We start from the raw sequence: 24,535 nt of genomic DNA on the forward strand, positions 1-24,535 counted from the left end.
TCCGATGCGGCATCGCCAAGTTTAACCGGGAGGGAGCGGGTTGCGAGAGAAAACACAGGTACGGGTGTTTTGTGATTTCCACGAGCCAGTACGTCACAAAAGAGATGTACCCTCAAGATCTGTATGGCCAGGACGATTTAGAGAATTTTCCTGAAGAGATTTCCCGGGGCGGGACGGCAATTGTTGACCCGTTCGGGCAATACATCGAGGGCCCGTTGTACTCCCGGGAAGGAATTTTGTACGCGGACTTAGATCTCGGTTTGTTGGATGAGGTCCATTAGGAGTTCGATCCCATTGGGCACTACTCCCGTCCAGACGTATTCAGGCTTGTCGTGAACGAACCACCCCAGCGTTGATCTTAGTGAAAATTTTTCAAAACTGCCTGCATAAGGGGGATGCCTCGTGATTCAACGCCCTTCACTGGAACAATTGGACCGCATCGCGCGTGCGTATGGGCTGGGCTTGGGACCGGAGGATTTAATAGAGTTTCGCAATCTGGTGTCGGCGGCGCTGGCTTCCTATGACCGGGTTCACGACATGGTGGAACCGAAGCCGCCAGTCACCTATTCGCGGTCGGTGGGCTATCGCCCAGGCGAGGAGGAAAATCCGCTTGGAGCCTGGTACTGGAAAACGAAAGTTCCGGGAGCGTCGGAAGGGAAGCTCTCCGGTAAGCGGATTGTTCTGAAAGATAACGTGAGTTTGGCCGGAGTGCCGATGATGAACGGGACTTCGGTGTTGGAGGGCTATGTGCCCGATGTCGATGCGACGATCGTGACCCGGATTCTCGACGCCGGGGGTGAGATCGTCGGGAAAGCGGTGTGTGAGCATCTGTGCTTTTCCGGCAGCAGTTTTACGTCTGACACTGGCCCGGTGAGAAATCCTCACGACCCGTCGCGGTCAGCGGGGGGGTCGTCCAGCGGAAGTGCCGTACTTGTGGCCACCGGGGACGTGGACATGGCCATTGGTGGCGACCAGGGGGGATCGATTCGGATCCCCAGTTCCTGGTGCGGGGTGTATGGGCTAAAGCCCTCCTATGGTCTCGTGCCCTACACCGGGGTGTTTCCGATCGAGCAAACCATCGACCACGTGGGTCCCATTGCCGGCACCGTGGCGGACGTGGCCCTCCTGCTCGAGGTCATCGCCGGACCTGATGGCCTCGACCCACGCCAGAGGGATCTGGAAGCAAAACCGTACAGCCAACTGCTCGGCGGAGACCTGAGCGGGATGCGGATCGGCGTGGTGCGGGAAGGCTTTGGATGGGAAGCGTTGTCTGAGCCCGACGTGGATGAGGCGGTCCGGGAGGCGGCGCACGCCTTTGTCCAGTACGGGGCCTCGGTGGAGGAAATCTCGATTCCAATGCATCGGGACGGGCTTCACATCTGGAACGTGATCGGAACCGAGGGCACCTTGGACATGATGATCCGCGGGCACAGTCAAGGAACGAACTGGAAGGGCTTTTATCAGACCAGCCTTCTCGATGTGTATGCCCGGGGTCTGAAGACCCGGGCGGTGGATCTCACCGATACTGTGAAGATGGTGATCCTGGCAGCCCAGTACATGCAGGAGATGTATCACGGAAGATATTATGCCAAAGCCCAGAATCTCGGGCGGCAGTTGAGGGCGGAATATGACGCCGTCTTGAAAACCTACGATGTACTGATTATGCCCACGACGCCGATGAAAGCGACGCCCATCCCCGGGCCGGAGAGCAGCCGGGAGGAGCGGGTGGCCCGGGCGCTGGAGATGATCGTCAACACCGCTCCCTTCGATGTGACCGGACACCCGGCGATGAACGTGCCCTGCGGGCGGTCGGGCGGACTTCCCGTGGGGATGATGCTTATCGGGCGCCACGGGGAGGATGAGGTGGTCCTTCGGGCCGCCTATGCCTTTGAACAGGACCGCGGTCAGATTTAGGATAGAAACCTTTCTGAATCAGGGATATTTGAGATATAAAAAATGACGTAGAATGAGAAAAATATCTTGCATAATGGAGATAGTCCGGTTAAAATGGCGATAGAGAACTCCTAGGGTTCCGCGTTTGGCATGAAAGATGACAAACGGACCGGTCCGAGAGGAGTTCGCGCCGAAGCCGGCGTCACACGGAGGGATAAAAGCCCGGGAGGTTTTTATCCCTCCGTATTTTTTTCGAAAGGAGAGGGAAGCGGTGGAAAGCCGTGAATTCATGAATGGAGCACGAGCAAGGGGAGCGGGATTTGTCGAGTCCTGCTCCTTTCGTTATCATGGGGGCGATCAAGGCGATTTTCAGGCGGGAAGGAAGAATGGGATTGAAAAAGATTGAGGCGATTATTCGTCCGGAAAAGTTGCAGGCGGTGATTGCAAAGCTGCATGCGGCTGGAATCTTTGGATTCACGGTCAGCCAGGTTCAAGGCCGGGGTCAACAGCGCAGTTCGGCAGGGGTGTATCGGGGGCACGTGTATCAAATCAGCCTGCACCCGAAGGTGAAGGTGGAGATGGTCGTCTCCGATGCCTATGCGCAGAGGGCGGTGGAGTCGATTGTCCAGGCGGCGCAGACCGGGGAGGCGGGAGACGGGAAAATTTTTGTCCTGCCGGTGTATGAAGCGTACAACATTCGCACCGGTGCGCCCGACGAAACGATCGATGATATGCGGTCCACAAAATAATCGATAACATGTAATGAAAGATGACAAAACTGCTTGCGAATACCCCTTTCGGTCGCGTATACTGGCATCGTATTTTCTCTGACGTTGGAGGGGAGAGATGTGACGGTACCGGAAGGGTTGAACACTGTGTGGGTCGTGCTGGCGGCGGCGATGATTGTGTTCATGGAGGGCGGGTTCAGCCTTTTGGAGGCGGGTTTGGTGCGGACCAAAAACGCCGTAAACGTGACGATGAAAATTTTTGTGGATCTCACCTTTGGGGCTTTGGCCTATTATGCGGTGGGACTCGGACTTATGTTTGGTGCGGATCACTTTGGTTGGTTCGGGTTGGCTTTACCCTCTGGGGTGATGGGGCCCGAGGGAGTTCCCACTGCCGCTTATGCATTATTTCAGATCGCTTTCGCCATGGCGGTGGCGTCGATCGTGTCCGGGGCCGTCGCCGAGCGGATGAAATTTTCGGCGTATATCGTGGTGACCATGTTGGTCTGCGGTCTAATCTATCCGTTGTCCGGCCACTGGATCTGGTCTTCGGGGGGCTGGTTATCTCGACTCGGGATGGAGGATTTTGCCGGATCGGCGGCGATTCACGCCATGGGGGGATTTTCCGCGCTGGCCCTGGCCGCGGTGCTCGGGCCCAGGCGCCAGCGATTTGGTTCGGATGGAGAGGTCAACGTCTTTGCTCCAAGTAACATTCCCCTGGCTTCGGCGGGGGCGTTTATTCTGTGGTTTGGGTGGTTCGGGTTCAACGCGGGCAGTACATTGAACGCCCTGGACGTGCGGCTTCCCATGATTGCTCTTCACACCTTTCTAGCGGCGTCGGCCGGCGGGGCGGCGGCGATCCTCGTGAGCATGGCGCGCTTTAAGGTTTCCGATCCGAGCATGGCGATCAATGGTTCCCTGGCGGGACTAGTGGCGATCACGGCGGGTTGTGCCTTTGTGGGGACGGGTGCGTCGGTGATGATTGGCGCGGTGGCCGGGGCCTTGGTGGTTTGGGCGACGGGATGGGTGGATCGGATGAAGGTGGATGATCCGGTGGGGGCGGTGGCGGTTCACGGATTCGGTGGCCTCTGGGGTACGGTGGCGGTGGGGTTGTTCGATGTACGCCAAGGGATGTTGACCACCGGCGATGCCCATCTGCTGCTCGTGCAAGGGTTAGGCGCTGCGGTGGCGGCGGTGTGGGGGTTTGCGGCCATGTTCGGAATTGGCACTCTTCTCGATAAAATTATGGGGCTTCGTGTGGCGCCGGACTTGGAGGAGCAGGGGTTGGACCTGGCCTTCCATGGCATTCCGGCGTACAATGAGCTGGAGCGGTTTACAAATTGGCCGGAGGGGCCGGGACATGGCGCGGCCGAAGATCCTGAGCCGGTGAAACCGGTGCTTGGCATGGGGGTGGAGCCGGCTCCGTCCGATCGGGCATGAGATTTGTACCCGTGTCAGCCATGCTGTCCCGCGACAAACCGGCCGAAGGGTTTGTCCGGGAAGCGCCCCGAGCCGAATTCCCTCATGAGCTTGTTCAGGGACGGGTCCCAGTAAACCGGTTTTCCGCGCAAGAGGGTGGCAAGAATCTTTCCTCGAAATGTCCGACCGATGAAGGGGCTGTGCGGGTGACGATAATAGAGATCCTCCCGGCGGAGGGCCCAGGGGGTGCCGAGTTCCACGAGAACCAGGTCGGCGTCCGAGCCGGGCGCGATGGTGCCTTTTCGGGGATAAAGGCCGAACCGCTTTGCTGGGTTGGTGGCGGTGAGGGCAGTCAGGGTCTCGAGGGGGACTCCGCGCCTGTGGTAGCCTTCCTCGAGAAGTACGTTGAGGGCGGTTTGGGCGCCGGAAATGCCGCCCCAGACGCGAAAAAGGTTGCCTTCGGGATCCTCTTTCATAGAAGGTGGGCAAGGGGAGTGATCCGATCCCACGGTGTCCACCAGCCCCGCCCGAACGGCCTGCCAGAGAGCTTCCACTTCGTCCCGTCCTCGCAAGGGGGGAGCGCATTTGGCCACGCCGCCGAGTTCTTCCAGGTCGGCGACAGTCAGGGATAGGTAGTGGGGGCAGGTCTCCACGCTCACGTCCACTCCGGCCTCTCGCGCCGCCCGGATCCGGCGGACCACATCCGCGCTGCTCGCGTGGACGACGTGCAGGCGGCACCCGGTCAGACGGGCGATGGCCAGGGCGCGTTCGACAGCTTCCAGTTCGGAGACCACGGGGCGGGAGGCTTCGTAATCTCGGGCTGAAACCCGCCCCTGGGACAGAAAAGATTCGGTCAGGCGTCGGGTGATCCAGGAACTTTCCGCATGGACGGCGACCACGGCGCCCAGGCGGGCTGCAATGTCCATCCCCGCCCACAGGGAGTCGTTGTCCACAGCGGGAAAATCGTCGGTTCCAGCGTCGGTCATGAAGGCTTTGAAGCCAATCGCCCCGCACTGGCTGAGTTCGGTTAACTCCTCTGTGTTTCCGGGAATGAGCCCTCCCCACAGTCCGTAATCGATGAAAGATTTCGCCTCGGCGACCTTTCGTTTTTCCTCAAAGTGACTCCTGTCTGTCACGGGCGGGGTGCTGTTCAGGGGCATGTCAAAAAACGTTGTCACCCCACCGGCTGCCAAGCTCATGGTTCCCGTCGTGAACCCTTCCCAGTCCGCCCTTCCAGGTTCGTTCAAGTGGACATGGGCGTCGATGAGTCCAGGGAAAATGTACAAGCCTGTGGCGTCGATTTCCCGGTCCAATGTGGACGCCTGAGTTAATTGACTCTCCATAGCGACCACAGTACCGTGTCGAATCCGGAGATCCGTTCGCCGAGTGCCCTCCGGTGAAACCACAGTGCCCCCGCGAATCACCAAATCACCTTCATCTCTCATTCCCGCCGACTCCTTTCCGAAGAAGATCGTACAACGTCATGGTGAGGATTTTGGCGGCTAGGACCATATCATCGATGCGCACGTGTTCATCCGCCCGGTGACCGCCCGCCTCGGCCAGGGTCCTCGGGCCCGCTCCAAAGAGTACCACCGGAATCCCCGCTTCGGCAAAATGCCGGGCGTCGGTATAAAGAGGCACCCCGTGGATATCCGGTTCCCGTCCCCCCATGCGCTTCCCGGAGCGTGACCGTCATTCGGGCCTTCTCGCGTCGACAGCTTCATTCAGGGCACCTCCGCCTCTTCGGTTTGTCCCGTTGAGCCTGCTTTAGGGTGGCTGTCCATGGCTCGCAATACCGCTTCCAGGAAGACTGAGACGCCGATCTCGATGTCCTCGGGTTCCACGTACTCCTCCGGGTGGTGACTGACGCCGCCGCGGCAGCGAACGAATATCATCCCGACTTCGGTGAGGTCGGCCATGGCCAGTGCGTCATGTCCGGCTCCGCTCGGGATAAAAAGCGGCGGGTAACCATGACGGGTTATGGCCTCTGCCGCAGCCGCCATCAGCCGCGGAGAACACTGGACCGCCGGGGTGTCCAGGACGACTTCACAGCAAAAAGAAAGGCTCCCGTTTTCAGCGATACCCTCCGCTCTTTGGCAAATTTGCCTGAACACCCGCCGCCGTTCTTCGTCGTCCAAGCTGCGGACATCGAGCGTTCCCTCGACACGGCCGGGAATCACGTTGCTCGATCCCGGAAAGACCTGGAGATTCCCCACGGTGGCCACCGTGGAGGGGGACTTTCGGGCGGCCTCCTCCACGGCCAGGATGATTTCTGCCGCCCCGACCAGAGCATCCCGCCGGGCATCCATGGGTACGGTGCCGGCGTGACCGGCCAGACCTTCAACCTGGAATCGGCCGCGTACGGCACCGGCGATGCCGCTGACGACTCCACACGGAAGATGTTCATTTTCCAAGATGGGCCCTTGTTCAATGTGCAGTTCCATGTAGCCGGCGATCTGTTCCGGATCCCGCTTGGCCGAGCGGAACGCCAAAGGGTCGAGGCCAAATTCGCGGAGGGCTTCAGCCAACGTGATGCCCCGGGCATCCCGGGCGTTCAGATCCTCTCCCAGCAACGTCCCCGCCATGGCCCGGCTTCCCAGCAGCGTGGTGTGGAAGCGAGCCCCTTCCTCGTCGCAAAATACCACCACCTCCAGGGGCAAAGCGGTCTGGAAGCCAGATTCGAACAGCGCCTGGACGACCTCCAGGGCCGCCACCACCCCCAGCGTCCCATCAAAGGCTCCGCCTTCCATCACAGAATCCAGGTGGGATCCGATGAGGAAGGCGGGGCCACCGCGCCGGTGATGGGGATAGTGGCCGATGATATTCCCCAGGGCATCGACTCGGACCACCATCCCCGTCTCTTTCATCCACCTGCGAACCAAGAGGCCGGCTTGGCGGAATTCGGATGTGAACGACAACCGCGTAACCCCTCGTTTCCCTGCACTGCAATGAGCCAGTTCTTTGAGCCGGTGGAGCACCCGTTCCATCCGGATAGGAATCTCGAACATTGGCAACACCTCTGTTGGTGTATCCTACCCCTCGGGATGACCCCTGTCATTGGTCAGGTTCACCGGTTTCGCAGGCACGAATTATGTATGGTATCCAACTGTCTAACTTACTGACTTATTATGATATATAATATTACGCATAGGAGGTGATGAGGCGATGAATGTGAGGGATTTGTTGGCTATTCCGATTCTTGCCGATGCAAAGGTTGTAGCAGGGGCGTCAGGTCTTGCGCGAAATGTTCAATCAGTGAACATGATGGATGCGCCGGATATTATCGATTTTCTCAAACCAAACGAACTTTTGGTCACCACCGGATACGGCCTAAAAGATCACCCCGGTGCCCTGGTGGATTTGGTCCGCCAAATGGCGCAAAAAGGCTGCGCCGGCTTGGGGATCAAGATCCGGCGGTTCCTTCCGGAGACCCCTCCGGAGATGGTCCGGGCCGCCGATGAGTGGGCGCTGCCGATCGACGGTGTGGATGGGTATGGTTCACAATATCGTGGCTTACGAAACGGCGGGCAGCCTGCTTGGACTCGGGATGAGTGTGTGGCAGGCTCTGGCCACCGTCGTCGTGGCGAATGTGATCTTGATCCTTGCGATGTGGGTGAACAGCGTGGCTGGGGCCAAATACGGGATTCCGTTTCCGGTGTTGGTGAGAGCGTCGTTTGGTCATCAAGCGGCACAGATCCCGGTGTTGATCCGGGCATTTGTGGCGATTTTCTGGTTTGCCGTACAGTCCTGGGCGGGCAGTAAGGCGGTTGGCGCCGTGCTCGGCCTTCTCATTCCCGGTTGGGCGGCTCTGGGTGACGTTCATGTGCTTGGAATGGGTCTGAACGACGCTCTAGCATATGCCGTGTTCTGGGTGCTGCATGCGTACGTGATTTCACATGGAATGGAACGTGTGAAATTTTTCGAACTGTGGGCGGGACCATTGGTGATTGTGCTCGGCCTCGGTTTGGTCACTTGGGCCTTGGTCGCGGCGCACGGGGTCGGCCCCCTTTTTGCTGAACCAAGCAAGTTGACGAACGGTCAGTTTTGGCACGTGTTCTTCCTCTCGGTCACCGGTTTGATTGGTGTGTGGGCGACGTTGGTTCTCAACATCCCTGACTTTACCCGGTTTGCCCGGAGCCAAAAGGATCAGGTGGTCGGGCAGGCGATCGGGCTGCCCGGCACGGCGATTGTTTTTGCCGTGATGAGCATTATCATTACATCCGGGACCATCGTGGTATTCGGTCGACCGATATGGGATCCGGTGGAGCTGTTAAAGCAGTTCCACAATCCGGTCATCCTGATTCTCGGGTCGTTTTCCCTATTGGTTGCGACGCTGTCGGTGAACGTTGCGGCAAATGTCGTTTCCCCAGCATATGATTTGATCAATTTGTTCCCCAAGAAACTCAATTTTGTAAAAGCCGGGATGCTGTCCATTGTCATTGCGCTGTTCTTTGCCCCTTGGCTCTGGTTTGACAACGCAAATACGATTTTTGCGATCCTCGGTGCGATCGGGGGCACGTTGGGGCCGGTGGCGGGGATTATGATCGGTGATTTCTATTTTGTTCGTCGGAGAAACTACGATATGGCCGCTTTCTATAGTCGGAACGGTCCGTATTCCTACAGCAACGGATGGAACTTTCGAGCGTTGGTGGCGATGGGAATCGGTACGATCCTCTCTCTGATCGGGTTGTTCGTCCCGGCATTGAGCGGCCTTTACGCTTATTCATGGTTTTTGGGGGTGGGCGCCGGGTTGATTGTTTATGTTTTTCTGATGCGGCCAAGGGAATCGGTGGTTGCACTGAGCCAGGCTTCATCGGAGGTGGATTAGGCTCCCGGTTTATGGCGGACCGTGGGCGCCGATCAGGAATTCGGGGGGGAGGCGGTGTGGGTGGATTCCGGTTATTGACGGGGTGACATCGGCCGTGAAGATCGCTGTGGCCATAGTTGATCTTGGGATATCCCAAAAAAGGAACAAATGACCACGCATCATCGATTGAGGCCATCTAGGAGGTTTCCTCCGGAGATTTGACGTGCTCGGGAGGAGAAAGTCTTCTCGATGGCTTTTTCTGATGTTCACGCCTGGCGGTACCTGCGTTTGAGGGCAACATACAAGGCAACCAGGACGGCCAGGGCGATGAGACCAGGCACCAGGTACTGGTGCATCACCCGGTGGTAATGGGACCAGGCCACCCCGGCGAAGCGGCCGAGGGTCGTGAAGGCGGCCACCCACACCAAGGCCGACACTGCGTTGAACAGGCTGAAGGTCAAAAAGGGCATGCGTTCAATGCCCGCGAGATAAGGCACCAGAACGCGAATTCCGGCGATGAACTTCCCAAACAGGACCACAAAGCCCCGATATTTGGCGAAGGTCCCCTCGGCCTTCGCCCATTTTTCCTCCCGGATTCCCAGGTATCGTCCGATTCGCATGACGATCGGACGCCCCAAAAAATATCCGATTCCGTAGGCGGCGGTGGAGCCGAAGATATTGCCCAAGGAGGCCGCCATGAAAAGGGGCAGGAATGCAAAGGCCCCCTTGGTCCACTCGATGCCCGATACCACCAGCGTGGTTTCTGCGGGAAACGGCACTCCCAGATTTTCGATCAGCAAAATAAAAAAAACACCGATGTATCCATAGTGGGAGATCCAGTATTGGACGCCCAGGTGCAAGAGCCCTCGCTCCTTTCTTGAGTCCGGGGACACAACCAGTCTACTATAACAGTATGGCAAAGATGGTGGTTTTCCAACCATCGAGGAAGAAATGGAGGCGGTGGGGTGCGGATCCAAAAGTTTGAAGCCAATCGACGAGAATTGATTGAGGTGGCCCGGGGGGATCGGCCGGCCGATCTCTTCATTCGGGGTGGTACGGTGGTCAATGTCTATTCTGGGGAGTTGTTGCCCCACCACGTCGCGATCTACAAAGATCGCATCGCCTATGTCGGGCCCCGGGAGGTCGCCGTAGGGGACGAGACCCAGGTGGTGGATGCGGCGGGGATGTTCGTGGTTCCGGGGTATATCGAGACCCACTCGCATCCCTGGATTTTGTACAATCCGGTGAGCCTGGCGGAGCGCATCGTGCCTCTGGGGACAACCACGGTGGTTCACGACACCCTTTTTTTCTACCTTCATTTAGGCTACAAGGGGACTGTGCGGCTGATCGAGGCGCTGCGGGATGTGCCCATCAATCAACTGTGGCTCGCCCGGATCGTTGCCCAGGCGGGGTATCCGGAAGAAGAGGAGTGGTTTGACCCGGTCTTCGTGCGGAAGCTGCTCGAACACGAAGATGTGATCGGAACGGCGGAGCTGACCCGCTGGCCCATGTTGTACCAGGGCGACCCCCTGATCGTGGACACGATGGAATTCGCGAAACGGTTGGGGAAGGTATCCGATGGCCACACCGCGGGCTGTTCCTTTGAAAAATTAAACGCCTTGTCGGCCGGGGGGCTGAGTGCCTGCCACGAGGCGATCACCGCCCTGGAGGTGCTGGACCGGTTGCGCCTGGGGCTGTGGACGGTGCTGCGCAACAGTTCACTGCGCCCGGATCTGCAAGAGTTGATCGAACCGGTGGTAGAAGGGCAGATCAGCACTCAGCGGCTCCTGATGACCACGGACGGGCCGAATCCGTCTTTTATTGCAGAGAACGGGTTTATGGACGGGCTTCTTCGCCAGGCAGTGCGGATGGGCGTGCCGGCCGTCACCGCCGTGCAGATGGTGACCCTCAACGCGGCCCAGTACCTGAAGCTCGATGACTACATCGGCGGGATTGCACCCGGGCGCCGGGCGGATGTACTGATCCTCCCGGATTTGGAGAGTTTTCGTCCGGATCGGGTTGTGAGGGGAGGACGGGAAGTCGCCCGGGATGGCCGGCTGATCGCGCCGCTACCTGAGATTGCATGGGACCGCTATCCTTCCATGAAACCATTGTCCGTCTCCGCAGAGGTACTGGCGGATCCCGATCTGTACCGATTTGAGGCGAAAGACGGGGAAAAGGTGCCGGTGATCGAATTTATCAGTAATGTCATCACCCGGCGTACGGATACCGCGCTGTCGACAGACGGCGAATACGTGGCGATCAGCGGCCGGCCGGATCTGGCCTATGCCGCTTTGGTAGCCCGGGATGGGACCTGGGTGGCCAAAGGGGTGATCCAGGGGTTCGGCGGTCGGATCGCGGGGCTCGCCTCCACCTACAACACCACCACCGAGCTTCTCGTCATCGGCAGGGATCCCGGGGCCATGGCCGTTGCGGCGGAGCGGGTGCGGCGGATGGGGGGCGGGATCGCCCTGGCCGAAGACGGGGAGGTCAAGCTGGATATTCCTTTGCCCCTGTACGGAATCATGTCCGACGTGCCCTTTGCCCAGGTGGTGCGGGACCACGACCGGCTTCTGGCGGCGGTCCACGATCGGGGATTTCCCTTTCACGACATTTTGTATTCCCTGCTCTTTTTGACCTGTGATTTTCTCCCGGGGCTTCGCCTGACGCCTTTGGGGCTGTACGATGTCAAAAGGGCGCAGGTGGTTCGAAAACGGCGTAATTTGCCGGTGAGGGCCTGATCGTCAGCATCCATAGAACCGGTTGCCGGTTCTGTATTTTCACTTTAGACTGGGAGTAGGGCGGGGACCGGGCGTTTGGCAGGGGCCGCGCACCAATACGGGGAGGGATGGCCGTGGATTTTGAATACTCCGAGAAGGTGAAACAACTGCAGCGCCGATTGACAGAGTTCATGGAGGAGGTCGTTTATCCGGGGGAAGAGGTGTATGAGCAGCAGCTGCGGGAGGCGCCCAGCCGGTGGACGATCCCGCCGATTATGGAGGAGATGAAGGCGAAAGCCAAGGCGGCCGGTCTGTGGAACCTCTTTTTGCCGGACAGCGAGTACGGGGCAGGGCTGACAAACCTGGAGTATGCGCCCCTGGCCGAGATCATGGGCCGTTCGTTCATTGGGCCGGAGGTCTTCAATTGCTCTGCACCGGACACGGGCAACATGGAGGTATTGGTGCGCTACGGAAGCGAGGAGCAGAAGCGGCAGTGGCTGATCCCCCTGTTGAACGGGGAAATCCGCTCGTGCTTTAGTATGACCGAGCCGGATGTGGCCTCGTCGGACGCCACGAACATCCAGGCGAGCATTGTCAGGGACGGGGACGAATACGTCATCAATGGGCGCAAATGGTGGTCATCCGGGGCGGGGGATCCCCGGTGTAAAATCGCCATCGTCATGGGCAAGACGAACCCCAATGCGCCAAGACACGAGCAACAGTCGATGATTCTGGTGCCCTTGGATGCCCCCGGGGTGAAGATCGAGCGTCAGTTGCCGGTTTTCGGGTATGACGACGCTCCCCACGGCCACGCCGAGATCACCTATGAAAATGTGCGGGTGCCGGCGTCGAACATCCTGTGGGAAGAAGGGAAAGGGTTTGCCATTGCCCAGGGGAGACTGGGGCCCGGCCGGATTCACCACTGTATGCGTTCCATCGGAGCGGCGGAACGGGCGCTGGAGTTGATGATCGACCGGGTGAAAAATCGCGTGGCTTTCGGGAAGCCCTTGGTGGAACAAGGGGTCATTATGGAATGGATCGCGAACTCTCGAATCGAGATCGAACAAGCCCGGCTGCTGACGTTAAAGGCGGCCTACATGATGGATACCGTCGGGAATAAGGCGGCCCGAAAGGAGATCGCCATGATTAAAGTGGTGGCCCCGAACACGGCTCTCCGGGTGATTGACCGGGCGATTCAGGCCTTCGGAGGGGCGGGGGTGACCAGCGACACGCCCTTGGCGCGGATGTGGGCGAACATCCGCACGCTGCGCATCGCCGACGGTCCCGACGAGGTGCACCGCATGTCCATCGCGAAGCAGGAGATTAGGGGGCGGAAGGGCTAGAGGCAGGAACAGAGTGGGGGGCCCTCCCTTCTAGGCGCCGGGGATGAGCAAGGGGATTCGGATTGCCAACCGACCGTTCGATACGAAGGCCGGAAGGAGAAGTTGGGTGGCTCGGGGGTTCGGCGGGACGGAGGGACCGGCAAGGGAGCGCGAATACTCTTTGCGCTGCGTTGGCCGGCCCGGATCCACCCCATCTCTTCCGGCTGTGGTAGACTGGTGTCGAGGGATGTGACGGAGCGGGGGGAACAGGATTGAGTGAACAGTTGCTCTTTCTTGATTTTGAGTTCACCATGCCGGAAGATCGATCGATGCCCGAACAGTTTCGGCCGGAGATCATCGAGCTGGGTCTGGTCTCGGTGATCGACGGCGAGATCTTTGACCGATTGTCCACTTTCGTGCGCCCGATGCGATTTCCCACCTTGACCGAGCGGTGCAAGAACTTTTTACAGATTCGCCAGGAAGATGTGGACGCGGGGATCTCCTTTCGTGAACTGGTGGAGACTTTGCAGACTTATGTCGAGTTGTGCCCGACCACGCCGGTCACTTGGGGAAACGCCGATTTGCAGGTGCTGCGGGAAAACTGTAGCCATGCCGGGCTGCCCTTTCCTTTCGATCGCCGGGAGCGGGATCTGTCCTTAGAATATAAACGGTTTTTCGGGAATCGCCAGCAGACCGGCCTCTGGAAGGCGATTGAGGAGTACGGGCGAACGGGGGTTGGCCGTCACCACCGAGCCCTGGACGACGCCTTGACGACGGTGGAGATTTTCCGGATGATCGAAAAGGATAAGGAGTATCTGAATCGCCGGGAGCGGATGACCCTCGGGGATCGGGTGGATTTGGAGGATGTGTGGAAGAAACTGCATGACTGGCAGGTCAAAACGGCCAAATGAAAGCGGGCGAACGGAGGCGTCGCCCGCTTGACTTTTTAGGCGCTGGTGTGCCGATCCTTTGATCGAGGGTCCGGACTCCTCAGCGACCGAGCCAGAGCCCGGCAGCGAAGAGAAGCCCGAAAGTCCAGTAATGTAAGGCCGCCCATTTCATCCCGGCCATCTCCTCTGACCGCGGGGCTCCGGCGCGCAGAGAGTGGCGCAGCCGGACGGCGATCATCGTATCGCCAGTGGCAGCCGCGGCCTATGATCGCGGTCACAGTGGTTCGTTTGTGAAGGTATATGCCTTTTCTGCTTTATACCAACTCCTTGCCTTTGGTCTCAGGAAGAAAGACCAAAGTGGTGATGGCCGCCAAAGCGAAGGAGAGGGCGGTGGCGAAAAAGGCGCTGCCCAGTCCCATGGTCATGGCGAGGGTGCCGACGACAAAGGGCGCGGAGGCGCTGACTCCCCGGCCAAAATTGTAGGTGAATCCCTGTCCCGTGGCCCGGATTGCTGTGGGGAACAACTCCGCCAGCACCGCACCAAACCCGCTGAAGTACCCCGATCCAAAAAATGCTACGAAGGGTCCCAAGAGCAACAGGGTGGACGCAGTGTGTGTCAATCCGTAAAAGGGTACCAGAACGGCGGCCCCGGCGAAGAACAAGAAGAACGTCCAGCGCCGGCCGATTCGATCCGCGATAAATCCGAAGGTCACATAGCCCAGCCAGCTACCCACCTGCATGATGATCACCCAGAGGGCGGTTTTCGTGACGGTGAGCCCGGCTCCTCCTTCAGCCGCCGAGGTGCCCAAATAGGTCGGAATCCAGGTGAACAAGCCCCAGTAACCGAACTGCGCGAACAAGCTCAGCGCCGAACCGAGGACCGTCCATTTCAGATGGGGCGCGTGGAAAATCTCCGCAAACGTCTGCCAGGATCCGCGACGCCCCCCGGTGGCCTGGCGCTGTGTCCAAATTTCCGGTTCTTTCACCGTCCGCCGTACCGCGTAAATGATCAGAGCCGGCAGGATTCCGACGAAGAACACTGCCCGCCATCCGAAGGTGGGGAGTACCAAAGCCGTAATCAATGAGGCTGCGGCATAGCCGATGGCCCAGCAGCCTTGCACAAACCCCATCGCTTTACCCCGGTGTTCCGCCGGCCAAGCCTCGGTGACCAAGGCGGCACCTGCCACCCACTCCCCGCCCATGCCTAGACCGAGAAAGACTCGAAACAAGGCCAGTTGACTCACGGTTTGGGAAAAACCAGAAAGGGAGGTAAATACTGAATAGATCAGGACGCTGTACAAAAGAGATCGGGTGCGCCCGATTCGATCGGCAAGCACTCCGAAGAGGATACCTCCTGCCGCCGAACTCAAAAGGGTCAAAGAGGCCAGCAGTCCGCCGATGGATTTGTTCATGTGAAGGTCTGCCATAATGTTGACCAGGATCATCGAATACAACATGACATCCATGGAATCGAGCATCCACCCAAGTCCCGAAGCGATGAGTGCCTTCCAGGCCTGGGGGCCGACCTGCCACCAATGGGCGGGGGCTTGCTCGACTGCGGTTTTCTCGATTGTTGCGGTTGTTGTGCGCTCCATTCTTCCGCCTCCTCTGCAATCTTAGGTTCAACTTTTATCGGGCAGATTGAGCAACTCAGCCGGGTTTTGAGCCCCCATTCGGCGGATGTCCCGGTCGGGTAGCCCCGATTTTAGCAATAGGGAGACAAAGGACCGGTATCCTTCCGGTGGTGACGGGTGATTGACCTGTCCAAAATCCGTTTGCAGCACGCATCGCTCCGGTCCGATCCGGCGAATACTGTCCACCATCTGTTCGATATCGATTGTCTTCCAGTCCGGCATCAAGGGCAGGTAGGATTTTTCCAAATAGGCCCCCTTTCGGGCCAGGTCGACCTGCAGGTCCAGGGGCATCTGGGTCACCCCAAGATCCGGGTGGGCGACCAGGATTTTTTCAACTCCCCGCTCCTGGGCTGCTTCGACAAAGGCTATGGTTTCCCGAGGAGACAGGTGCCCTGAGGCTGCCACTGCACCGGCTTCGGCGATCATGTCGAGAATCTCGTACAAGACGGGTATCACCCGGCCCTGTTTGTCCAAGATTTCGATACCCTGCAAGGGTCTGAGCGCCACCTCGGATTTCTGGGCCGAATAATCCGACCCGCCGTAAAAACCCAGATGATGTTTGGCCGACCCGGTAGGCATCCAGATGATCTTGGCGCCGCGCTTCAGGGCTAGATCCACTGCGTAGGGGTTTAACCCACCCACGAACACGTTTAACACCAAGGACCCGAAAATATCTAACTCGGGAAAGGATCTCTTCAGGATTTCCGCCCGGGAGACGGTGCACTCTTCATGAGCTTTCAGCACGAATCCCCGCATCCCCGCATCGCGAACTTGTTCCGCCAATTCTTGGTCAGTGACCGAACGGGGGAAAATGCTTGGGGCCGAGTGGACATGAATGTCAATAAACCCCTGCAAAAAAGACCGATCGATATTCATGATGGATCTCCTTTTATTTCAAAATAAACTGGGGACTTGATCTGCTGCCCATCCGAATTTGTGACGTGGATTTGTGAATCCACCTCTGTGAGGATGAGGTCGATGATCCCGCGGGTCCGTTCCGTGGCGTGAACCTCCCGGCCGTTTGGAACATGGTTTACACGCAAAATCCCATCGTGCCCCGGGACCACCCAATCGGCCGTATCGAGAATGCGGGCGATACTTTCACGACTGGCGGCGGGGTCCACAGACATCCACACATTTCCCGTTCTGGCTTCATCGCGGTTCTTGTTGTCAATCGCGATTAAACAGAAAGAGTAGGAATCCCGCGACACATCTTGACACCGGTTGAATTCTTGGATACGCTAAAGTTGCGTGAAGATGTCTGATCACTAGACAAATAGGTGATGCCCATGATCCAGCCGGTGCGGCGCTCGAAGTTGTCTGAGGCGGTCGTGGAACAGTTAAAAGAATTGATCCAGTCCGGCGTGTATCCGCCGGGAACCAAACTGCCCCCCGAGAAAGAGTTGGCGAAACAGTTTGGCGTCAGTCGGGCCTCGGTCCGGGAGGCGCTTTCGGTGCTCGCCTCGGCCGGCATCATCGACGTCCGCCAGGGCGAGGGGAGCTTCGTGCTCGAAGCCGATCTTTCCCGGTATATTCCCCCGGTGGCGGTGTCGATGATCGCATTTCCCAAGCAAATCTTACACCTTTTGGAGATGCGGAGCATCCTCGAAACGTCGGCGGCGGAGTTGGCCGCCCGGCGGGCAGGGGATCGGGAGAAAGCGGAGATCGAAAGGGCGATGCAGGGTTACCTGGACGAACTCCGGGCCGGGCGGGTTGGCGATGCCGGGGATCTTCAGTTTCATCAGGCGGTCGCTAAAGCCACCGGCAATCCCATCCTGGTTGAACTGATGGCCCGGGTATCCGATTTGGTCCGGGAAGGGATGCGTTACACCTTGGGACAGAACCAAGGCAACCTCAAGCGCATGCGGGAGGTTTATGACGAGCACGATCGCATCTACCAGGCGATTCGGGAGCGTCGCCCGGAGGAGGCCCGGGCGGCCATGGCCTTTCACCTGGGAAAGGTTCGGGAGAAAGTGCAGCGGGAAATGAATTTAAAACCGCCGGAGGATGGGCAAACCCATGACGGGCTACAAGGACCCGGCACCGGGGCGGGCGAACCGGAAAGCGTGGCCTCGCCTTTTCCGTCCGGAGAGGAGTCCGGGCGATGAAGTGGGCTCGGGTGCGCCGGAATCTGGAAACCCCGGAGATCGCCGATCTCGAAGGGGTGGTGGAGCGGGAGACTGCGGCAGTCCTGGGCCGAGCCTTTGACCGTCCACTCCGGGTGGCGATTCCCGCCGGCAGCCGGGGTATTTTCGGGATCGACCGGATTTTGCGGACAGTGGTTCAAACCATCCGGTCTTTTGGCGGCGACCCGTTCCTTTTTGCAGCAATGGGGAGCCACGGCGGAGGCACCGCCGAGGGGCAGAGGCAGATCCTCGCTTCTCTTGGGATCAGCGAAGAGGCGATGGGGGCGCCGGTGAGCTGCTCCTCCGAGGTCGTGCAGGTGGGGGAAACGCCCTCCGGGCTTCCGGTGTATGTGGCCCGGGAAGCTGCGGAGGCGGACGCGATCCTCGTGGTGAACCGGGTAAAGCCCCACACTTCGTTTCACGGCCCCCACGAGAGCGGCCTGGCGAAAATGCTCAGCGTAGGGATGGGTCGGGCGGCGGGGGCCGAGGCGGTTCATCGTCTCGGGGTCGGCCATCTCCCCGGGGTGGTGCCGGAGATCGCCGGGGAAGTTCTTCGCCGGCTGCCGGTGATCGGTGGGCTGGGTATCGTCGAGAACAGCCGGGAGCGCCCCGCTCACATACGGGGATTCCGGGCGGCGGATCTTTTGGCCGGCGACCGGGCGTTGCTCCAGGAAGCCAGGCGGCTGATGCCTGGCCTACCGACCGATCGGCTTGACCTGTTAGTGGTTCGGGAGATGGGGAAGAATTTCAGCGGCACCGGGATGGACACGAATGTGATCGGCCGGTTGCGTATCACCGGGGTACCGGAGCCGCAAGATGTTCAAATCACCTACATTGCGGTGTGCGACCTGTCCGAAGCTTCCCATGGGAACGCCACGGGGGTTGGTCTGGCGGATTTTACCACAGAGAAATTGGCGGCGAAAATCGACCGCGCCGCCACGTATTTGAACTGTTTGACGAGCGGGTTCGTCGCCCGGGCCGCCGTTCCCATGACATTTTCCAGTGAAAAAGAAATGCTCGACTCGGCGTTCCGAGCGTTAAAACGGCCGCCGCACCAGGTGCGCTGGATGGCGGTGGCCAATACCCTGGAGCTCGGCGAGGTCCGGGTGGGGGAGGCGCTGTGGGAAGAGGCGCTGACATGGCCGGACGTGGCCGGGGTAGGGGCCCTGCGGGACGTGACGTTTACTGCAGATGGCGACCTGGTTTGGGAAGAGGAAGAAGAAGGGAAGGACCGTGGATGAGTGCGGGAGAAGAGAGTCGGGTGGCCAGCGGCTCCCGGCGGGCGGTGCCCATTGAAGAGTTGCGGGGGATTCTCGGCCCCGGTCGGGTGCTGACCTCCGAGGCGGATCGGTTGAGTTATGCTTATGACGCGTCCTTCGGGGTCTATGTGCCGGATTGTGTGGTGCAACCGAAGAGTACCGAGGAAGTGCAGGCAGTGGTGCGGACGGCGGCGAGGGAGCGGATTCCTTTGTACCCCCGGGGATCGGGCAGTTGTCTGAGCGGCGGTCCGCTGCCGGTGTACGGGGGCATCGTGGTGGATCTGTCGAAGATGGATGGGAAGCTGGAGATCTACCCGGACGATTTGGTGGCGGTGGTGTCGCCGGGTGTGCGGACCTTGGATCTGCAGAAGGCGGCGGAGCGCCATGGTTTGTTTTATCCGCCGGATCCGAGCAGTTCCCGGGTTTCCACCATCGGGGGCAATATCGCGGAGAACTCCGGCGGCCCCAGGGGGCTGAAATACGGGGTGACCCGGGATTATGTGCTAGGCCTTGAAGTGGTGACCGCTGACGGGAGGGTGTTTCGCACCGGAGGCCACACGATCAAGAATGTGACGGGGTACGATTTGACGAGGCTGATCGTCGGCTCCGAAGGGACCTTGGGCATCGTCACGGAAGCCGTGTTGCGCCTGCTGCCAAAACCCGAGGCCAGGCGGACGGCCCTGGCGATTTTTGACGATCTGGTGGTGGCGGGGAAGGCCATTTCCAAGATTTTGACCTCGGGGATCCTCCCGGGAGCCTTGGAAATCATCGACCAGGCCTGCCTTCGGGCCGTGGAGGCGTTCCGGCCCAGCGGTCTCCCTGTCGACGCCGAAGCAGTATTGCTCGTGGAGGTGGACGGTCACCCCGCCGCCGTGGACGACGAGATCCGTCAGGCCGCGGAGATTTGTCGGCAATTGGGGGCGCGGTCGGTGGAGGTGGCGGCGGATGAGGCGGCCCGGGATCGACTGTGGTTTGCCCGCCGGCAGATTTCTCCGGCCATCGCCCGGATCAAACCCACCAAAATCTCCGAGGACGCCACGGTGCCCCGCAGCCGGATTCCGGACATGTTCGCCAAACTCCGGGAGATTCGCAACAAGTACGGGGTGGAATTGGTGGTGTTCGGCCACGCCGGTGATGGGAATCTCCACCCGAACATCCTGTGCGATCTCCGGGACCGGGAAGAGATGAAGCGGGTGGAAGAGGCGGTGGCGGAGATTTTCCGCGCGGCTCTGGAGATGGGGGGGACCCTGTCCGGGGAACACGGCATCGGCACGATGAAGGCGCCATTTTTGACGTGGCAGTTGGGAGAGGTCGGGGTGGAGATGACGAAGCGGATCAAGCGGGCTTGGGATCCGGACAACATCATGAACCCCGGGAAAATTTTTCCGGAACCCGGCAAGGATAGGCTGGTGTTCACATCATGAGCGAAGCGGCGAAATCTGTGGAGACGCCGGCGGTTCAGGTGTTGGAGGGTCTCCCTTACGACGAGGCTTTACGCTGCGTGCAATGCGGGTATTGTCTGCCCGCTTGCCCGACGTACCGGACCATGGAAAAAGAAACCCATTCCCCCCGGGGACGGATCAATTTGGTTCGCATGCTCGCCGAGGGGCGAACGGACTGGAAAGTGGTGGAGGAGCCCATCGACCTGTGCCTCGGTTGCCGGGCCTGTGAAGAGGCGTGCCCGGTGGGGGTGCCGTATGGCCAGATCTTGGAGGAGACCCGGCATTACCTGCGAGAACGCAGGATGAAAGAAAACCCGGGCAAGGGGGACCGGGCGTTGGCATGGCTTTTGCGAAATGTGTGGCCAGAGCCCGACCGGTTACAGGCTGCCGGAGACTTCGTTTGGATGTACCAGAGAATGGGCCCCGTTGGGCGTTGGGGGGCTTCGTGGCCGATATGGCCTGAGGGGATGCGGGCTTTTGCCCCGGTGCTCCCCAAGGTCGATGGGCCCCGTACCCGGCGCCGGGCGCCGAGGGTCTACCGGCCGGTGGACAAAGATGCGAAGCCCGTCGGCACGGCCATGCTTTTTCGCGGATGTATCATGGATGTCCTGTTTCAGCACCTGAACCGATTGACCGGGGAAGTGGCGGCGAAGTTCGGCTGGAAAGTGGTGGTTCCCGACGACCAGCGCTGCTGCGGCGCCCTGCACGCCCACGCCGGGGATCTGGACGGAGCGAAAGAACTGGCCAAGCGCAACATCGCGGCCTTTGAAGCTTCCGGAGCGGAAGTGATCCTGCACAACGCAGGCGGTTGTGGGGCCATGCTCACCGAGTATCCGCGCCTATTGGCGGACGATCCTGAGTGGGCCGATCGGGCTGCCAAATTCGCCGCCAACGTCAAAGACATCAGCGAGTTGGCCGTTCAGGCGCCGGACAGCGCTTTCGTGCGGGAGGTGCCCCTGCGGGTGACCTACCAGCCCTCTTGTCACCTCCGCAACGTCGAAGGGGTAAAAAATGAGCCGGTGGAGGTGTTGCGGCGGATTCCGGGTGTTGAGTACGTGGAGATGGAAGAGATGGACCGTTGCTGCGGGTCGGCGGGGATTTATAACGCAGTCCATTACGAGGAGTCCATGGCGGTGCTCGACGAGAAAATGGAAAAGGCGATACGGACGGGCACCGATTGGGTGGTGACATCGAACCCGGGTTGTCTCCTCCAAATGCGCCTCGGGGTGCGCCGGTCCGGGTCGGCGGCGGAGGGCGGGCCCAAAGAGGCGATCCACTTGGTTGAGCTTTTGGCCTGGGCCTGTGGGGTGGAAGAGGTAGGAGGAGCCGGGGGCAAGGTCTAGTCCACGATGACGGGATCGGGGGTGAAGAGCGTGGAAGCCCATGACAAATGCCGGGTGCTGATGGACCGCCTGCGTGAATTGGGCCGGGTGGTGATCGCCTTCTCCGGAGGGGTGGACAGCACCTTTTTGTTGAAGGCGGCCCTGGAAGCTTTGGGACCGGACCGGGTGTTGGCGGTGACGGCGGATTCGGAAACCTACCCCGAGCGGGAACGGCGGGAAGCGGTGGAATTGGCCCGGGAGCTGGGCAGCCCGCACCTGCTGATCCACACCCGGGAACTGGAGATTCCGGGGTATGCCGAAAACCCGACCGACCGATGTTATTTTTGTAAACAAGAGCTGTTCAGCCACTTGATTCCCCTCGCCAAACAAAAGGGATATGACCACGTGATCTTCGGGGCCATTGCCGATGATCTCGGGGACCATCGCCCGGGACTCAGGGCGGCGGTGGAGAGGGGGGTGCGGGCGCCCCTTCAGGAGGCGGGGCTCACCAAGGCGGAGATTCGCCAGCTATCCCGGGAGATGGGACTACGCACATGGAACAAGCCCTCTTTTGCCTGTCTTTCTTCCCGAATTCCCTACGGGGAGCGGATTACCTTGGAAAAATTGACGATGGTGGACCGGGCGGAGTCGTTTTTGATGGCCCTCGGTTTTCGGCAGGTTCGGGTGCGTCAACACGGGACCCTCGCCCGGATCGAGGTGGAGCCCGGGGAGAGGGAGCGGCTGGTGGCTGCGGCGGACGAGGTGACGGCCCAGTTGAAAGCTATCGGGTATACCTACGTCTGTATGGATTTACAGGGGTATCGAACGGGGAGCCTCAACGAGATGCTGGCGCCGGTCGGATCGCGGCGGTCCGTGTTCGGGGGAGCGGAAGAAGGATGAGGGAGCCCAGGGGGTTTCGGGAGGTTCTGGAAGCCGTCCAGCGGGGGGAGTGGACGGTGGAGGAGGGTTTTCGGGCCCTGGGTCGCCTGTCGGCGGAAGATCTCGGGTATGCCCGGCTGGATCACCACCGGGCCCTGCGCAAGGGCTTCCCGGAAGTGGTGTACTGTGAGGGAAAAACGCCGGAGCAGGCGGCGGAAATCCTGGAGCGCCTGGCCCGTCAGGGAGGAAACGTCCTTGGCACCCGGGCCGAGCCCCGGGTGGCGGAGCTGCTCCGGATGAGGGTGCCGGAGTGTGAATATGACCCTTTGGCCCGCACGGTGGTGATTCGTCAAGAGCCCAGGCGCAAGATTGGGGATGTGTTGGTGGTCTGCGCCGGAACCTCGGATCTCCCCGTGGCCCGGGAGGCGATGGTGACAGCGGAGTTGATGGGGGCCCGCGTCGAACTGCTGGCGGATGTGGGGGTGGCCGGGCTTCACCGGCTTTTGACCCACCTGGATCGCTTGTACCGGGCCCGGGTGATCGTGGTGGTGGCCGGGATGGAGGGGGCCTTGGTGAGTGTGGTGGCGGGCCTTGTGGACAAACCGGTCATCGGGGTGCCCACCAGTGTGGGCTACGGCGCCCAGTGGCAGGGACTGACGCCCTTGATGGGGATGTTGGCGAGTTGCGCCCCGGGAGTGGCGGTGGTGAACATCGACAACGGATTTGGCGCCGGATACATGGCCGCTCTGATCAACGGGTTGGGGGAATCGGCGTGAAGGTCGCGTATATCGAGGGGTTTGCCGGAGCCAGCGGAGATATGTTTTTAGGGGCTTGGCTGGACGTCGGCGCTCCGGAAGACCGCTGGCGGGAGATCCTGGGTGGACTGCAGCTCGGGGGTTATGTCCTGAGTATTCGGCGGGTGACCAAGCGGGGCATCAGCGCGTTGAAAGTCGATGTGGAGTCCGGCGGAGAACAACCGCATCGGCGGCTGGCGGATATTTTGCAGATTCTTGATAGGAGTACCCTTCCCCAGGCGGTGAGGGAGCGGGCCATCCAGGCTTTTCGCTTGTTGGCCGAGGCGGAAGGCAAAGTGCACGGCACGTCTCCGGAGGACGTGCATTTTCATGAGGTTGGGGCGGTGGATGCCATCGTCGACATCGTCGGGGCCATGGCGGGCTGGTATCTTCTCGGGATGCCGGAATGTTTTGTCTCACCCCTTGAGGTGGGCGGAGGCTGGACGGTGTCCGCCCACGGGCCTATTCCCGTGCCTGCCCCGGTGACGGTGGAGTTGTTAAAGGGGTTTCCGGTGTACTCCAGCGGCCTCTGGGGGGAGACGGTGACTCCCACCGGGGCGGCGATCTTGCGGACCCTGTCCCGGCCGGCCGGGGGGCTGCGCTATGTAGCAGAGGCTGTGGGGTACGGGGCCGGGTCGAGGGAACTTCGGGTTCCGAATGTGCTGCGGATTCAAGTGGGGGAGCGGGTGTCCGAGTCAGGGAAAGCGGTCCAACCGGGCGGCTCCGGAATCGAGGCCGGCTTGGAGATGGAGGGGAGTGGAGCGGCGGCGGTGGAGGCGGGAGGGGGGGATCGCTATTTTGTGGTTGAAACGAATGTGGACGATATGAGCCCCGAATGGGCGGGGTACCTGGTGCCCCGGCTGCTGGAGGTGGGGGCGTTGGACGCCTGGATCGTGCCGATAATCATGAAAAAGGGCCGGCCGGGCATGGAGATCCGAGCACTGTGCACGGCGGATCGACTGGAGGCCGTTAAAGAAGAAATTTTCGCCCAGAGTTCATCCATCGGGGTGCGGGAGTACGGGGTGCGCCGGGAGGCCCTGGACCGCCGGACAGAAACAGTGGTGACCCCGTATGGACCGGTGCGGGTGAAAATTGCTTATCGACATGGCCGTGTAATGAACGTTGCCCCGGAATATGAGGACTGCCGCCTCCGGGCGGAGGAGTACGGGGTGCCGCTCAAATGGGTGTATCAGGAGGTCGTACGGCAGGTGGGATCGAAGGGCTTGTAGATCATTGGGGTCCCGTTGCGTTCCGATGCGATGGTCCCTCTCTCCACCCCTTCGTTTTAATCTCAAATGAAAAT

22 protein-coding genes, 1 pseudogene and 1 riboswitch are annotated in these 24,535 nt (G+C 60.3%); of the genes and pseudogenes, 16 read left to right on the plus strand and 7 right to left on the minus strand.

The genetic code is table 11. From position 1 onward, the window contains the following. Positions 1–71 precede the first annotated feature (71 nt). The 4 genes from CVV65_RS16740 to CVV65_RS06235 all read left to right on the plus strand — a co-directional run bounded on the left by CVV65_RS16740 (position 72) and on the right by CVV65_RS06235 (position 4,058). Entirely contained in the window at positions 72–281 is a 210-nt protein-coding gene (locus tag CVV65_RS16740) for a carbon-nitrogen hydrolase family protein (protein WP_100667408.1), read from the plus strand. 121 nt (positions 282–402) lie between these two features. Further along, complete coding sequence (locus tag CVV65_RS06220) at positions 403–1,914, plus strand: amidase (RefSeq protein ID WP_100667409.1); 1,512 nt, start codon at positions 403–405, stop codon at positions 1,912–1,914. A gap of 99 nt (positions 1,915–2,013) precedes the next feature. Continuing rightward, a riboswitch (guanidine-I (ykkC/yxkD leader) is annotated at positions 2,014–2,124 on the plus strand. Positions 2,125–2,279: 155 nt separating this feature from the next. Beyond that, complete coding sequence (locus tag CVV65_RS06230) at positions 2,280–2,642, plus strand: P-II family nitrogen regulator (RefSeq protein ID WP_100669230.1); 363 nt, start codon at positions 2,280–2,282, stop codon at positions 2,640–2,642. 99 nt (positions 2,643–2,741) lie between these two features. Then, positions 2,742–4,058: an ammonium transporter gene (locus CVV65_RS06235; RefSeq protein ID WP_100667411.1), complete on the plus strand. Its 1,317-nt coding sequence runs from the start codon at positions 2,742–2,744 to the stop codon at positions 4,056–4,058. 14 nt (positions 4,059–4,072) lie between these two features. Here the strand turns inward: CVV65_RS06235 and allB are convergent, their stop codons facing one another. From allB to CVV65_RS06250, 3 genes are read right to left on the minus strand one after another with little or no spacing between them, the layout of a single operon-like run. Further along, positions 4,073–5,482, minus strand: coding sequence for an allantoinase AllB (gene allB / locus CVV65_RS06240; protein WP_100667412.1), 1,410 nt, complete (start codon positions 5,480–5,482; stop codon positions 4,073–4,075). Continuing rightward, positions 5,472–5,708: a M20/M25/M40 family metallo-hydrolase gene (locus CVV65_RS06245; RefSeq protein WP_232796729.1), complete on the minus strand. Its 237-nt coding sequence runs from the start codon at positions 5,706–5,708 to the stop codon at positions 5,472–5,474. The genes allB and CVV65_RS06245 overlap by 11 nt, the downstream gene beginning before the upstream one ends. Before the next feature lie 53 nt (positions 5,709–5,761). Further along, the gene (locus CVV65_RS06250) at positions 5,762–7,045 is read right to left on the minus strand and encodes a M20 family metallo-hydrolase (RefSeq protein ID WP_100667413.1); all 1,284 of its coding nucleotides are present in this window, start codon (positions 7,043–7,045) and stop codon (positions 5,762–5,764) included. A 157-nt stretch (positions 7,046–7,202) separates the two neighbouring features. Between CVV65_RS06250 and CVV65_RS17435 the strand changes: the two are divergent. Together CVV65_RS17435 and CVV65_RS06260 are read left to right on the plus strand one after the other, a co-directional pair. After that, positions 7,203–7,454, plus strand: a pseudogene (locus CVV65_RS17435) (PucR family transcriptional regulator ligand-binding domain-containing protein); the annotation flags it as partial. A 70-nt stretch (positions 7,455–7,524) separates the two neighbouring features. Then, positions 7,525–8,865 (plus strand): NCS1 family nucleobase:cation symporter-1, encoded by a 1,341-nt coding sequence (locus CVV65_RS06260; RefSeq protein ID WP_269148837.1) that lies wholly within the window; start codon positions 7,525–7,527, stop codon positions 8,863–8,865. A 245-nt stretch (positions 8,866–9,110) separates the two neighbouring features. On the opposite strand, the gene CVV65_RS06265 is transcribed toward CVV65_RS06260, so the two are convergent. Next, entirely contained in the window at positions 9,111–9,704 is a 594-nt protein-coding gene (locus tag CVV65_RS06265) for a DedA family protein (RefSeq protein WP_100667416.1), read from the minus strand. 105 nt (positions 9,705–9,809) lie between these two features. On the opposite strand from CVV65_RS06265, the gene CVV65_RS06270 reads away from it, so the two are divergent. The 3 genes from CVV65_RS06270 (at position 9,810) to kapD (ending at position 13,797) form a co-directional block, all read left to right on the plus strand. Next, positions 9,810–11,585 carry an adenine deaminase C-terminal domain-containing protein gene (locus CVV65_RS06270; protein WP_100667417.1) on the plus strand — a complete coding sequence of 592 codons (1,776 nt, stop codon included), beginning with the start codon at positions 9,810–9,812 and terminating at the stop codon, positions 11,583–11,585. 113 nt (positions 11,586–11,698) lie between these two features. Further along, positions 11,699–12,907 carry an acyl-CoA dehydrogenase gene (locus CVV65_RS06275; RefSeq protein ID WP_100667418.1) on the plus strand — a complete coding sequence of 403 codons (1,209 nt, stop codon included), beginning with the start codon at positions 11,699–11,701 and terminating at the stop codon, positions 12,905–12,907. Positions 12,908–13,158: 251 nt separating this feature from the next. Beyond that, complete coding sequence (gene kapD, locus CVV65_RS06280; protein WP_100667419.1) at positions 13,159–13,797, plus strand: 3'-5' exonuclease KapD; 639 nt, start codon at positions 13,159–13,161, stop codon at positions 13,795–13,797. A gap of 293 nt (positions 13,798–14,090) precedes the next feature. Here the strand turns inward: kapD and CVV65_RS06290 are convergent, their stop codons facing one another. The 3 genes from CVV65_RS06290 to CVV65_RS16925 are packed head-to-tail and all read right to left on the minus strand — an operon-like array spanning position 14,091 to position 16,540. After that, positions 14,091–15,371, minus strand: a complete 1,281-nt coding sequence (locus CVV65_RS06290) for an MFS transporter (protein ID WP_100667420.1) — start codon at positions 15,369–15,371, stop codon at positions 14,091–14,093. A gap of 27 nt (positions 15,372–15,398) precedes the next feature. Beyond that, a complete protein-coding gene (locus CVV65_RS06295) occupies positions 15,399–16,286 on the minus strand; it encodes a DUF6282 family protein (protein WP_100667421.1) in 888 nt (295 codons plus the stop codon). After that, on the minus strand, positions 16,283–16,540 hold the full coding sequence (locus CVV65_RS16925; RefSeq protein ID WP_133121242.1) for a hypothetical protein: 258 nt from the start codon (positions 16,538–16,540) through the stop codon (positions 16,283–16,285). The genes CVV65_RS06295 and CVV65_RS16925 overlap by 4 nt, the downstream gene beginning before the upstream one ends. Positions 16,541–16,699: 159 nt before the next feature. Here CVV65_RS16925 and CVV65_RS06305 point away from each other — a divergent pair, with 159 nt between their 5' ends. Genes CVV65_RS06305 through larC form a run of 7 tightly spaced genes read left to right on the plus strand, consistent with a single transcriptional unit; the run spans position 16,700 to position 24,461 of the window. Further along, entirely contained in the window at positions 16,700–17,518 is an 819-nt protein-coding gene (locus tag CVV65_RS06305) for a FadR/GntR family transcriptional regulator (RefSeq protein WP_198592150.1), read from the plus strand. Beyond that, complete coding sequence (locus tag CVV65_RS06310) at positions 17,515–18,777, plus strand: nickel pincer cofactor-dependent isomerase, group 22 (protein WP_100667424.1); 1,263 nt, start codon at positions 17,515–17,517, stop codon at positions 18,775–18,777. The genes CVV65_RS06305 and CVV65_RS06310 overlap by 4 nt, the downstream gene beginning before the upstream one ends. Then, a complete protein-coding gene (locus tag CVV65_RS06315; RefSeq protein ID WP_198592151.1) occupies positions 18,774–20,219 on the plus strand; it encodes an FAD-binding oxidoreductase in 1,446 nt (481 codons plus the stop codon). The genes CVV65_RS06310 and CVV65_RS06315 overlap by 4 nt, the downstream gene beginning before the upstream one ends. Further along, on the plus strand, positions 20,216–21,580 hold the full coding sequence (locus CVV65_RS06320) for a (Fe-S)-binding protein (protein ID WP_232796731.1): 1,365 nt from the start codon (positions 20,216–20,218) through the stop codon (positions 21,578–21,580). Before CVV65_RS06315 ends, CVV65_RS06320 begins: the two co-directional genes overlap by 4 nt. Before the next feature lie 60 nt (positions 21,581–21,640). Beyond that, positions 21,641–22,459: an ATP-dependent sacrificial sulfur transferase LarE gene (larE, locus tag CVV65_RS06325; protein ID WP_232796766.1), complete on the plus strand. Its 819-nt coding sequence runs from the start codon at positions 21,641–21,643 to the stop codon at positions 22,457–22,459. After that, positions 22,456–23,214 (plus strand): nickel pincer cofactor biosynthesis protein LarB, encoded by a 759-nt coding sequence (gene larB, locus CVV65_RS06330; RefSeq protein WP_100667426.1) that lies wholly within the window; start codon positions 22,456–22,458, stop codon positions 23,212–23,214. Before larE ends, larB begins: the two co-directional genes overlap by 4 nt. Then, positions 23,211–24,461 carry a nickel pincer cofactor biosynthesis protein LarC gene (gene larC, locus CVV65_RS06335; RefSeq protein WP_100667427.1) on the plus strand — a complete coding sequence of 417 codons (1,251 nt, stop codon included), beginning with the start codon at positions 23,211–23,213 and terminating at the stop codon, positions 24,459–24,461. Before larB ends, larC begins: the two co-directional genes overlap by 4 nt. Positions 24,462–24,535 lie beyond the last annotated feature (74 nt).

Origin of the sequence: Kyrpidia spormannii, from assembly GCF_002804065.1 — a bacterium.
GTDB classification, from domain to species: domain Bacteria; phylum Bacillota; class Bacilli; order Kyrpidiales; family Kyrpidiaceae; genus Kyrpidia; species Kyrpidia spormannii.